12 protein-coding genes are annotated in these 11,878 nt (G+C 67.9%); all 12 read right to left on the bottom strand.

Annotation, left to right across the window (positions count from 1 at the left end):
* Positions 1 to 4: 4 nt before the first annotated feature.
* Genes BLT64_RS09875 through ehuA form a run of 12 tightly spaced genes read right to left on the bottom strand, consistent with a single transcriptional unit; the run spans position 5 to position 11,850 of the window.
* Positions 5 to 1,147 (bottom strand): alcohol dehydrogenase family protein, encoded by a 1,143-nt coding sequence (locus BLT64_RS09875; protein WP_011746638.1) that lies wholly within the window; start codon positions 1,145 to 1,147, stop codon positions 5 to 7.
* A gap of 3 nt (positions 1,148 to 1,150) precedes the next feature.
* Positions 1,151 to 2,521 carry an aspartate aminotransferase family protein gene (locus BLT64_RS09870; RefSeq protein ID WP_011746637.1) on the bottom strand — a complete coding sequence of 457 codons (1,371 nt, stop codon included), beginning with the start codon at positions 2,519 to 2,521 and terminating at the stop codon, positions 1,151 to 1,153.
* Positions 2,521 to 3,972, bottom strand: coding sequence for an NAD-dependent succinate-semialdehyde dehydrogenase (locus BLT64_RS09865; protein WP_011746636.1), 1,452 nt, complete (start codon positions 3,970 to 3,972; stop codon positions 2,521 to 2,523). The genes BLT64_RS09870 and BLT64_RS09865 overlap by 1 nt, the downstream gene beginning before the upstream one ends.
* Positions 3,969 to 4,979, bottom strand: coding sequence for a N(2)-acetyl-L-2,4-diaminobutanoate deacetylase DoeB (gene doeB, locus BLT64_RS09860; RefSeq protein ID WP_041529713.1), 1,011 nt, complete (start codon positions 4,977 to 4,979; stop codon positions 3,969 to 3,971). The genes BLT64_RS09865 and doeB overlap by 4 nt, the downstream gene beginning before the upstream one ends.
* A 4-nt stretch (positions 4,980 to 4,983) precedes the next feature.
* Positions 4,984 to 6,165, bottom strand: a complete 1,182-nt coding sequence (gene doeA, locus BLT64_RS09855; protein ID WP_011746634.1) for an ectoine hydrolase DoeA — start codon at positions 6,163 to 6,165, stop codon at positions 4,984 to 4,986.
* An 11-nt stretch (positions 6,166 to 6,176) separates the two neighbouring features.
* Entirely contained in the window at positions 6,177 to 7,154 is a 978-nt protein-coding gene (locus tag BLT64_RS09850; protein WP_011746633.1) for a cyclodeaminase, read from the bottom strand.
* Positions 7,151 to 8,107, bottom strand: coding sequence for a hydroxyectoine utilization dehydratase EutB (eutB, locus tag BLT64_RS09845; protein ID WP_011746632.1), 957 nt, complete (start codon positions 8,105 to 8,107; stop codon positions 7,151 to 7,153). The genes BLT64_RS09850 and eutB overlap by 4 nt, the downstream gene beginning before the upstream one ends.
* Positions 8,104 to 8,847 carry an aspartate racemase/maleate isomerase family protein gene (locus tag BLT64_RS09840; protein ID WP_011746631.1) on the bottom strand — a complete coding sequence of 248 codons (744 nt, stop codon included), beginning with the start codon at positions 8,845 to 8,847 and terminating at the stop codon, positions 8,104 to 8,106. The genes eutB and BLT64_RS09840 overlap by 4 nt, the downstream gene beginning before the upstream one ends.
* Positions 8,844 to 9,503: an ectoine/hydroxyectoine ABC transporter permease subunit EhuD gene (gene ehuD, locus BLT64_RS09835; RefSeq protein WP_011746630.1), complete on the bottom strand. Its 660-nt coding sequence runs from the start codon at positions 9,501 to 9,503 to the stop codon at positions 8,844 to 8,846. Before ehuD ends, BLT64_RS09840 begins: the two co-directional genes overlap by 4 nt.
* A 1-nt stretch (position 9,504) precedes the next feature.
* Complete coding sequence (gene ehuC, locus BLT64_RS09830) at positions 9,505 to 10,161, bottom strand: ectoine/hydroxyectoine ABC transporter permease subunit EhuC (protein WP_011746629.1); 657 nt, start codon at positions 10,159 to 10,161, stop codon at positions 9,505 to 9,507.
* Between the two features lie 58 nt (positions 10,162 to 10,219).
* A complete protein-coding gene (ehuB, locus tag BLT64_RS09825; RefSeq protein WP_041529712.1) occupies positions 10,220 to 11,044 on the bottom strand; it encodes an ectoine/hydroxyectoine ABC transporter substrate-binding protein EhuB in 825 nt (274 codons plus the stop codon).
* A gap of 20 nt (positions 11,045 to 11,064) precedes the next feature.
* Positions 11,065 to 11,850, bottom strand: coding sequence for an ectoine/hydroxyectoine ABC transporter ATP-binding protein EhuA (gene ehuA / locus BLT64_RS09820; protein ID WP_011746627.1), 786 nt, complete (start codon positions 11,848 to 11,850; stop codon positions 11,065 to 11,067).
* Positions 11,851 to 11,878: the final 28 nt, after the last annotated feature.

Raw genomic sequence — 11,878 nt, 5'->3', positions numbered from 1 at the left:
ACTGTCAGGCCATCGTTTCCAGGCCCTGTTCGGCGACGACCCGATCCGGCACGATGACCAGCTTGCCGATGAAATCGCGACCACGCTCGACGAACAGGCGCTCGGCCTCGCGCAATCGCGACAGCGGCATGATCCCGGCCAGCACCGGCTTCAGCCGGTTCTCCCCGATCCAGCCGATCAACTGCCGTGCCTCGGCGCGGGTGCCGTGCGAGACGCCGAAGATCCGCACCTGGTTCAGGTAGATCAGCGTCCAGGGCAGCGCGGTGACGTTGCCCGCACTGGCGCCGGCGATGGACAGGCGGGGCGGCGTGGTCCGGCGGCGCATGTCGCGGCACATGGCCTGGATCAGCGGCACGGTCATCTCGCCGCCGACGAGGTCCATCACCGCGTCGATGGTTGCCCCGCCGGTCGCCCGGTCGATGGCCGAAGGCCAGTCGCCGACGGCATTGCGGTCGATCACCGTTTCCGCGCCAAGCGCATGCAGCGCCTCGGCCTTGCCGGCGCTGGCGACCGCATGGGGTATGGCGCCGATTACCCGGCAAAGCTGCAAAAGCGCGGTCCCGACCCCGCCCGAAGCGCCGGTGACCAGCACATGCTCGCCCGCCCCGACCCCGGCCGAGGTCAGCATCCGGTAGCCCGTCTGCCACGAACACATGCCCAGCGTCGCAAGCTCGGCATCGCCCAGCGCGGGATTGGCGATGGCGTGGAACTGCTCCGAGGGGAAACAGCCGTATTCCGCAAAGCCGCCATCGGCACCATGGCCGAAATAATCGGGCGCCAGGTTCAGGTCGTCCCGCGCATCGGGGTAGATGTTGAAGTCCAGAAGCCCCCTTTCGCCGATCCTGTCCGTGGGCACGCCCTGGCCAACGGCGACGACATGGCCGACCACATCCGCGCCCTGGATGCGCGGAAAGGACAGCGTGTTCCCGGCCATGGCAAACGAGGTGACGGCGCCATCATCGGCGGTGGAGTATCGCCCCTCGCGCACCTTGCGATCGGTGTTGTTCTTGGCGCAGGCGGTGATGCGCACCAGAACCTCGCCCGGGCCGGGACGGGGGACCGGCCAATCCTCGCGCCATTCCAGCCGCTCGGTGCCGCCATGGCCGGTCAGGACCATGGCGCACATCGTCTCGGGGATCGCCGTCACGGGTCAACCCAGCGTTTCGCGCAGTGCCACGGCGGTGACATCGACGATCACATCCGCCTCGGCCTCGGTCAAGCAGAGCGGCGGGGCAAGGCCGACGATGTCGCCCTGCGGCATCGCTCGCGCGATCACGCCGCGCTTGAGCATGGCGCCGACCACCTTGCCGCCAATGCCCTCGGCCGCGTCGAAGAAACCGCGCGTGTCGCGGTCGCGGACCAGTTCGACGGCGCAGAGCATGCCCTCGCCGCGAATCTCGCCCACGTTCGGGTGATCGCCAACTGCCGCCCGCATGCGATCGTTCAGGTAGCGGCCGACCCTGCCGGCATTCCCGACCAGCCCCAACTCGTCGATCAGCCGCAGGTTGGCGATGCCGGCCGCGGCACCGATGGGATGGGCGGAATAGGTCCAGCCATGGCCGAGCACGCCATATTCGTCGGTGCCCTGCATCAGCACCTCCCAGACCTTCTGCCCGACGATGCTGCCCGACAGCGGCGCATAGGCCGAGGTCAGGCCCTTGGCGCAGGTGATGATGTCGGGGGTCATGCCGTAATGGTCGCTGCCGAACATGCTGCCCAGCCGGCCAAAGCCCGTCACCACCTCATCGGCGATCAGCAGGATGTCGTGGCGCGCCAGCACCTTCTGGATCGCCTCCCAATAGCCCTTGGGCGGCGGCACGATACCGCCCGTGCCCAGCACAGGCTCGCCGATGAAGGCGGCGATGGTGTCGGCGCCCTCGGCGGCGATCAGTTTTTCCAGCTCATCGGCGCAATGGGCGCTGAACTGTTCCTCGGACATGCCGGCGTCCTTGCGGCGATAGTAATAGGGCGCCTCGGTATGGATCACCTGCGCCAGCGGCAGGTCGAACTTCTTGTGGAACAGCTCCAGCCCGGTCAGCGAGCCGGTCATCAGCCCCGACCCGTGATAGCCCCGCCAGCGCGAGATGATCTTTTTCTTCTGCGGCAACCCGCGGATGTTGTTGTAATACCAGACCAGCTTGACATTCGTCTCGTTGGCATCCGAGCCGCCAAGGCCGAAATAGACCCGCGCCATGTGCCTGGGCGCCCGGTCCATGACCATCTTGGCCAGCGTGATCGAGGCTTCCGAGCCGTGCCCGGCATAGGCGTGGTAATAGGCCAGCTCGCGCGCTTGCGTCGCGATGGCCTCGGCGATCTCGGGCCGGCCGTAACCCACATTTACGCAATAAAGCCCGGCAAAGCCGTCCAGCAGCCGGTTGCCGTCGCGGTCGGTGACATAGACGCCTTCCGCGCCCGAGACGATGCGCTGCGGACCCTCGCCGCGCGCGAACTGGCCGAGATTGGTCGAGGGGTGGAACAGGCTCTCGCGGTCCCACTTGGACAGCTCGTCATTGGTCAGCATCATGCTCTCCTTGTCTCTGCCCAGTCGCGGCAGACGTATTTGATCTCGGTGAAGGCTTCGAGCCCGTGGCGGCTGCCCTCGCGGCCCAGCCCGGACTGCTTCATGCCGCCAAAGGGGATCGGCGCGCCGGTGACCTTGGTGCGGTTCACCGCGACCATGCCGAACGACAGCGCGCGCGACAGGCGGTAGATGCGGCGCGGATCGCGGCTGTGGACATAGGCGACAAGCCCGTATTCGGTGGCGTTGGCGATGCCCACCGCCTCCTCCTCGGTCTCGAAGGGGGCGATGGCGGCGACGGGGCCAAAGGTCTCCTCTCGAAAGACCAGCGCCTCGCCCGGCACGTCGGCCAGCACGGTCGGGCGATAGAACAGCGGTCCCTGCGGATCGCGGGCACCGCCGGTCAACAGGCGCGCGCCACGGGCCAGCGCGTCGGCGACATGCTCCTCTTGCTTGCGGACCGCGCCCTCGTTCATCAAGGGGCCAAGGTCGCGATCCTCGACCCCCGGCCCCAGCGCCAGCGCGGCGGCAGCGGCAGTGAAGCGGCGGCAGAACTCTTCATAAATCGGCCGCTCGATCAGGAAGCGGTTGGCGCCCAGGCAATCCTGCCCCGAGGTGGCGAACTTGGCCTTGATCGCCTCGTCCACCGCCAGGTCGAGGTCGCAATCGGCAAAGGCGATGAAGGGGGCATGGCCGCCCAGTTCCAGCACCAGCCGCTTTACCGTATCGGCGCTTTGGCGATAAAGCAGCTTGCCCACCTGCGTCGAGCCGGTGAAGGAAAGCGCCCGCACACGCGGATCGGCGCACCATTCGCCGACGATCTCGGGCGCGTCCCCGGTCACCACGTTGAAGACTCCGGGCGGAAAGCCCGCGCGATCCGCCAGTTCCGCCAGTGCGGTCGCCGACAGCGGCGTCTCGGCCGAGGGATGCACCACCACGGTGCAGCCCGCCGCCAAAGCCGCCGCCGCCTTGCGGGTGATCATGGCGCAAGGGAAATTCCAGGGCGTGACCAGCGCCGCGACGCCCAGAGGTTCGCGCCACAGTTCCATCTCGGCAGTCGAAAGATGCGAGGTCACGCTTTCGATGTTCGGCCGCTTGGCTTCCTCGGCATAGAACTCGACGAAGCTGGCGGCATAGTCGATCTCGCCGCGCGATTCAGACAGCGGCTTGCCCTGCTCGGCGGTCATGATCCGCGCCAGGTCCTCGCGCGCGTCCACGATCAGCCGGTGCCAGCGCATCAGAACGGCAGCGCGCTCCTGCGGCAGAAGCGCCGCCCAGCCCGCGAAAGCCGCCTGCGCCGCATCGACCGCCGCGCGGGCCTGCGCCGCATCCAGCCGCGCCACCTGCGCAATGGCCGTGCCGGTCGCGGGGTCGGTGACGGCGAAACGCTCGCCCCCCAACCAGACGCCGTTCACGAAGGCATCCTCGCGCATCAGGGTCTTGTCGGTAATCATTCGTCGACCTCCACGCCGATGACGGCGACGCAATCGCCGGGTTTCACGATGCCGGGGAAATGCCGAGCCATCATCAGGCCGGCGCGGCCGGCGGGAACCGTGACCGGGGCAAGGCCGGTGCGCGTCACCGGAAAGATGCGGGCGACGGGCTGGCCCTTTTCCACGGCATCGCCAAGATCGGCCAGGAACTCGATCAACCCGCCATCCTCGGCAAAGGTGAAACAATCCGCATCGGGCATGTCGAGCCATCGCGTCGGCTGCGCCGCGACCTCGCCCCGCATCACGCCCGCCGCGACCAGCAGGTTGCGCAGGCCCCGCTTGGCGATCCCGGCGGTGCGGGCGGACGCCGTGCCGCCGCCGCCAAGTTCGGTGGTGACGAAGACCTTGCCCATTTCCTCGGCCGCGGTGTCATACATGCCGACCGCGTCGATCTCGAGCATCCTGACCGACCATGGCGCCCCGAAGGCGCGCACAAGATCGAAGGCAGCCGCCTGCTGCCGCTTGTCGGGCAGGATATGGGCGGCGCAATAGGGCAGGAAATCCAGCGTCTTGCCGCCGGAATGGAAATCCAGCACCACATCCGCCATCGGCAGCAGCACGCGCTGGAAATAGTCCGCGATTTTCTGCGTGACCGTGCCGTCCGGCCGCCCCGGAAAGCTGCGGTTCAGGTTGCCCCGGTCGATGGGCGAGGTGCGGGTGGCCGCCGCGAAGGCCGGATAATTCATCGCCGGCACGATGATGAGGCGGCCGGTGACGTCTTCGGCCCTGACGGTCGCGGCCAGGTCGAACAGCGCGATCGGCCCTTCGTATTCGTCGCCATGATTGGCGCCGGTCAACAGTGCCGTCGGCCCCTCGCCGTTGTTGACCACGGTGATCGGGGTCATGATCGACCCCCAGGCCGCGTCGTCGCGCGAATGGGGCAGGCGCAGGAAGCCGTGGCCGACCCCCGGCGCCGCGAAATCCACCGTCGCCGCGATGGGCGAGGGCGCAGGCTGCATCTGCAACATGGCCCTAGTCCTTCACGAACAGTTGCCGCGGGACATCGGCAAGACATTCCACGCCGGTCTCGGTGATCAGGATCGACTCGGTGATCTCCAGCCCCATGTCCTCCAGCCACAGGCCGGTCATGAAATGGAAGGTCATGCCGGGTTGCAGCACGGTGCGGTCGCCGGGGCGCAAGCTCATGGTGCGCTCGCCCCAGTCCGGCGGATAGCTGACGCCGATGCCGTATCCGGTGCGGTTGTCCTTGACGATGCCGTATTTCGCCAGGACGTCGAAGAAGCCCTTGGCGATGTCCTCGCAGGTATTGCCGGGCTTCGCGGCGGCGAGCCCCGCCTCCATCCCCTCCAGCGTCGCCTTTTCCGCGTCCAGGAAAGCCTGCGTCGGCTTGCCCAGGAACACCGTGCGCGACAGCGGCACATGATAGCGGTGATAGCAGCCGGCGATCTCGAAAAAGGTGCCCTCGCCCGCCTTCATCGGCTTGTCGTCCCAGGTCAGATGCGGCGCCGAGGCATCGCGCCCGGACGGCAGCAGCGGCACGATGGCCGGATAGTCGCCGCCGATCCCATCGACGCCGCGGGTGCCGGCGTCATAGATCTCGGCCACCAGGTCGCATTTGCGCATCCCCACCTGCACCTTGTCGAGGATGCGGGCATGCATCGCCTCGACGATCCGCGCGGCATTGCGCATATAGGCGATCTCCTGCGGCGACTTCACCGCGCGCTGCCAGTTCACCAGCGCGGTGCAATCGGTAAGCCTCGCATCGGGCAGGTTCGCCACAAGGCTGGCAAAGGCGGCGGCGGTGAACCAGTAATTGTCCATCTCGACGCCGATGCGCTTCGCGCCCCAGCCCTTGTCGCGCAGGATGCCCGACAGATGGTCCATCGGGTGCATCGCCGGATTCTGCACGTAATGGTCGGGATAGCCGACGATGTTCTCGGGCTTCAGATAGGCGGTCAGCTTCGCGCCGTTCGCGTCCTGCCCGCGGCCATACCAGATCGGCTCGCCCTCGGGCGGCACCACCACGCATTGATGGACATAGAAGGACCAGCCGTCATAGCCGGTCAGCCAGTTCATGTTGGAGGGATCGGTGACGATCAGCAGATCGACGCCCTTTTCCTCCATCGCCCGGCGGGTCTTGGCGAGGCGCTGCGCATATTCCTCGCGGGTGAACTTCAATGCGACGTCTGTCATGGCGGTTTCTCTTACAGGGTGAAGGTGCGGCCGGCCCCGGCCTTGCCCGCGCGGGCAAGCGCCAGGGTGGCGATGGCGGTGTCCTGGATGCCGGTGCCGGTCAGGTCGGCCAGGGTGATCTGGGCGGGATCGGTCCGGCCGGGGCGCTGTCCGGCCAGGATCTGGCCAAGCTCGGGGAAATCCCGCCCGACCAGCGGCGAGTGGTGCAGTTCGCCCAAGGTCCGGGTCTGCGACAGGCGGTCGGCGACGTAATGGGCGGCGGCGATCAGGTCCGGCGCGATTTCGTTCTTGTGCCCGGCATCCGAGCCCATGGCGGTGACATGGGTGCCGGGGGCGATGTCGGCGGCGCTCAGGATCGGGCTTTCGGACGGCGTGGTCGTGACCACCAGATCGGCATCCCGTGCAGCCTCGGCCACGCTGGCGCCGGCGGTCACGGGAATGCGCAGGATGGCGGTCATTTCGGCCGCGAAAGCCTGCGCCTTGGCGGGATCGCGCGCCCAGACCCGCACGCCGGTCAGACGCCGGACCAGCGCCAGCGCCTGCAACTGCATCCGCGCCTGCATCCCGGCACCAAGGATCGCCGCCGTGGCCGCATCCGGTCGGGCCAGCGCATCGGCAGCCACCGCCCCGGCGGCGGCGGTGCGCACGTCGGTCAGATAGCCGTTGTCCAGAAGCAGCGCCTCGACCAGCCCGGTGCGCGAGGACAGCACCACCATCATGCCGTTGGTCGAGGGCAGGCCAAGCGCCGGGTTGCCGAAGAAACCGGGCGAGATCTTGATGGCGAAATGCGTAAGCCCCGGAACATAGGCGGTCTTGACATCGACCTCTCCCCGATGCTCGGGGATGTCCAGGCGCAGGATCGGCGGCATGGCGACGGGCTTGGTCGCCAGCGCCACGAAGGCGTCGCGGATGCAGGCGACGGCCTTGGCGTCCAGCGGCACCAGGGCGCGCAGATCCGTCTCGGTCAGGATGGTCACGGGCGGTCTCATGCGGCCTCCGCCATGATGCGGGCATGCAGCGCGGGGTCGATATTCGCGCCGGAAAGAATGGTGACGGTCGGGCCCTGCGGGACGAACTTGCCCGCCAGCATCGCGGCGGTGCCGACGCTGGCCGCGCCCTCGACGACATGGCCGGCGCGGCCCAGATGGCGGATGCCCTCGGCGATCTCGGCCTCGGTCAGCAGGATCGCATCGTCCAGCAGGTCGCGGCAGATCGCAAAGGTCACGCGGTTCTGCAATCCGATGCCGCCGCCAAGGCTGTCGGCGAGGCTGGGGCTTTCGGCAACCTCGACCGGATGGCCGGCGGCAAGGCTCGCGGCCATCGCGGCGCCGTTCTCCATGGTCAGGCCGATGACGCGCGTGGCGGGCGACAGCGCCTTGATCGACACCGCGACCCCGGCCGCAAGCCCGCCGCCGGACAGCGGCACCAGCACCGCATCGGGGGTCAGGGGCGCGATCTCCGGCCCCAGCGTGCCCTGGCCGGCGACCACCGCCTCATGGTCGAAGGGCGGGATCTCGGTCATGCCCTCTTGCGCCACGGCGCGGGCGACCTCGACCATCGCCTCGTCCTGGCTGGCGCCGGTGATGCGGACCGTGGCCCCCAGGTCGCGGATCGCCTGGACCTTGTTGCCCGGCACCAGCCGCGACAGGCAGACGGTGGCGGGCACGCCCAGCGCGCGGGCGGCATGGGCCAAGGCGCGGCCGTGATTGCCGGTCGAGGCGGTGACCACGCCGCGCGCCAGCGCATCGGGCGCAAGCGACAGGATCGCGTTGGTCGCGCCGCGCAGCTTGAAGGCGCCGGTGGCCTGGCGGTATTCGCATTTCAGCCAGACCGGCTGGCCCAGCCGCGCCGACAGCACCTCGTCACGGACCAGCGGGGTTTCCACCACATGGCCCCGGATGCGCCCGGCGGCGGCGCGGATGTCGTCCAGCGTCACGCTCATGCCAGCCTCATCAACTGTCCGGGCGCCACCGGCCCGGAGATGCCGCAGGCCCGCGCCGCGGCCCAGAGCGTCGCCGAATTGGCCGAGACCACCGGCACGCCCAGCGCATCCTCGATCCGGTCGATGATCGCGGCCGCGCGGACGGCGGTGCAGGCGACAAACAGCGCCTGGCTGCCCGGCGCCAGCGCGGCGCGGGCGGCCTCGACGATCGTCGCATGGGAAATCCGCGCCATCTCGCGGTCGTCGGTCAGGTTCAGGCAGGACACGCCTTGCAGCACGAAACCACCCGCCTCGAAGCATTCCGCCATCGGCTGGGTCGTCCGGGGAGTATAGGGGGTCAGCAGCGTGATCCGCCCTGCCTCCAGCGCCCTGAGCGCAGCGAAACCGGCCGAGATCGGCGTGATCGGTTCCGCCGAGGGCTTGCCCAGCCGGATCGCGTCCCGCACGGCCTGATCCCCGATCACCACCGAGGCCGAGGTGCAGCTATAGACCACCGCATCCAGTTCCTCGTCGGGCAGGATCAGCGCAGCGGCCGCCGTCACGTCGCGCGCCATGGCGGCCAGCGTCTCGGGCGTCACCGGGTTGGCAAAGGGGATGCGGGTGGCATAGACGCCCACGCCATGCGCCGGCAGGGCCGAGAAATCGACCTCGGTCGTGTGGTCGGTGGCCAGCGTCACCAGACCGACGCGGCGCGGCAGCGGGCGTTCGTCAAGGGCGACGGGAACGGACAGGACAGTCACCGCGAAATCCTCCCATAACGGCGTTCCAGCCAGCGCAGGCCGATGACCGAGATCAGGCTGACGACCAGGAACATCACGCCGACCAGCGTCATCGGCTCGACATAGCGATAGGAGCTGTTGGCCACCGACTTGGCCTGGTTCATCAGTTCCAGCACGGTGATCGCGGAAAGCAGCGGCGTTTCCTTGAACATGGCCAGCAGGTAGTTCGCCATGGCCGGGATCATCGGCGGCACGGCCTGCGGCAGCACGACATGCAGCCAGGTCTGGCGCGTGGTCAGGTTGGTGGCCTTGGCCGCTTCCCATTGCCCGCGCGGCACCGCCTCGATGCCGCCACGATAGACCTCGGCGGCATAGGTCGCGTAATGCAGCCCCATGCCGATCACCCCGGCGGTCAGCGCCGGCAGGCGGATGCCCAGATCGGGCAGCACGTAGAAGATGAAGTAAAGCTGCACCAGCAGCGGCGTGCCGCGGATGAACTCGACCACGAAGCCGGTGGTGCGGGCGACCAGCCGGTTGGGCGAACGGCGCAGGATGGCAAAGACCAGCCCCAAGACGGCGGCAACCATCGCACCAAGCACCGTGGCGATGAGGGTGATCCGAAAGCCGGCCAGCAGGGTCGGCATGATGGACCATGCGAAATCCCAGTCCCATTCCATCTCAGCGCACCCCGTCCAACCCGCGCGTCACCCGCCGCTCCAGCCGGCGCATGCCGAATGAAAGCGCCGAGGACATCGCGAAATACAGCAGCAGGATGGTGACGAAGGGCATCAGCGTGCTGCCGGTCTGCGAGCGCACCACCTGCGCCTGGAAGGTCATGTCCGAGAGCGAGATCAGCGAGACGACCGAGGTGGCCTTCAAAAGCTCGATGGCGTTGTTGCCGAAGGTCGGCAGCATCAGCGGCAGCGCCTGCGGCAGGATGATGTGGCGCATGCGCTGGAACCGCGTCAGGTTGACGGCGACGCAAGCCTCGTGCTGGTCACGCGGCACGGCCAGGATGGCGCCACGCACCACCTCGGCCCCATAGGCGCCGACGTTCAGCCCCAGCGCCATCACTCCCGCCTGCATCGGCGTCAGTTCCGCCCCGGTCATCGGCAGCACGAAATAGATCCAGAACAGCTGCACGAAGATCGAGGTGCCGCGGAAGAACTCGATATAGGCGGTCGCCAGCCAGCGAACCGCGGCGTGGCGCGAGATGCGGCCCAGCCCGGCGACGAAGGCCACGACCAGCGCCAGGGCCGAACCCATCAGGGTCAGCTTGACCGTGACCCAGGCCCCCATAAGGATGAGTGTCAGATATCCTGCCCAGTCGCCCATGCGCCGTGCCTGCCCTTCTGTCGTTGTCGGGTGGGCGGGGACGACCCCCGCCCCGATGTCACTGGGCGGCGCAGAGGGCGTCGCGAGTGGTGGACATGGCCGCAGCCGCCGAGAAGCCGTAGGGCTCGACGATGGCAGCGAATTCGCCCGATTCCTTCAGCTTGGCCAGTTCCACGTCGAAGGCGTCGCGCAGTGCCGTGTCCTTCTTGTTGAAGGCGGCGCCGTCGCAATAGACCGGGGCGCCCTCGACCGGAGCAAAGACCTCGAGGTTGGCATCGCCGGACTTCGCCAGCAGGTCGTTGAGCGACAGGACCGGCAGCGAATAGGCGTCGATGCGGCCGTCCTGCACCATCTTCAGCCCCGATTGCGGATCGGGCACCACGACCAGCCGGTCGCGCGGCACGCCGGCATCCAGCGCCAGCTTTTCCTCGGTGCCGCCGCCAGGAGCACCCAGCCGGGCCGAGGCGTCGTTCGCGATATCGGCATAGGAGTTGAAGCCCTTGGGATTGCCCTTGGGGACCAGGAGCGCCTCGGCATCGCAGAGGATCGGCTCGGAATAGGCGACCGCGTTGCAGCGCTCCGGCTTCATGAACAGGCCCGCGGTGATCGCATCGACGCGGCCGGCCTGAAGGCTGGGGATCATCGCGCCATATTCGGCGATGGACGCCTCCAGATCCTTGATGCCCAGCTTTTCGAACACCGCGCGGGCCACGTCCGGCGCCGCGCCCGAGACCTTGCCGTCCGAGGCCACGGCGGTATAGGGCGGCTCGTTGCCGATGGCGATGCGGACATAGCCCTGTTTCTGCAGGTCCTCCAGCTTGTCGGCCAGGGCGGGCAACGGCACGGCCAGAAGGGCCGCGGCAATCAGGCATTTCTTCATCATTCTCTCCTGTCGGGTTGGCATCACACGCGCTGTCCTGCGGCGATGATCTTGCGCAGGAAGGACTTCGTGCGGTCCTCTTGCGGCGCGGTGAATATCTGGGCGGGCGGGCCCTGCTCGACGATGCGGCCCTTGTCGAAGAACAGCACGCGATCGGCGAAATCATGGGCGAAACCCATCTCATGGGTGACCAGCAGCATGGTCATGTCGGTCTCGGCGGCCAGGCGCTTCATCACCTCCAGCACCTCCTCGACAAGCTCGGGGTCCAGCGCCGAGGTCACCTCGTCGAACAGCATGATCTGGGGCTGCAAGGCCAGGGCGCGGGCGATGGCGACGCGCTGCTTCTGGCCGCCGGAAAGCTGGCTGGGCATGTAGTCGGCCTTGTCGGACAGCCCCACCATGTCCAGAAGCTCGCGCGCGCGCTTTTCGGCTACGGCGCGAGCCTCGCCCTTGGTCAGCATCGGCGCAAGCGTGATGTTCTGCAGCACCGACTTGTGCGGGAACAGGTTGAAATGCTGGAACACCATGCCGATGTGACGGCGCATCTTGTGCAGGTGCGCCTCGTCCGCCGGCACCTCGGCGCCGCTTCGTTGCATGTGGTAAAGCGGCTCGCCGCACACCTCGATGCGCCCGCCCGAAATATCCTCGAGCGTCATCAGGATGCGCAGGATGGTGGTCTTGCCCGAGCCAGAGGGGCCGATCAGCGCCAGCTTCTCGCCCTTCATCACGTCGAAATTCAGCCCGTCGATGACGGTCAGCGTCCCAAAGGACTTTCGCAGGTTCTGGATGCGAATGATCGGCTGGTCCAAAAGCGTCCCCCTTGCTGTCCAGAGGAAC

This window comes from Paracoccus denitrificans (assembly GCF_900100045.1).
GTDB lineage: Bacteria > Pseudomonadota > Alphaproteobacteria > Rhodobacterales > Rhodobacteraceae > Paracoccus > Paracoccus denitrificans.
This window is presented reverse-complemented; position numbering and strand designations above follow the sequence as displayed.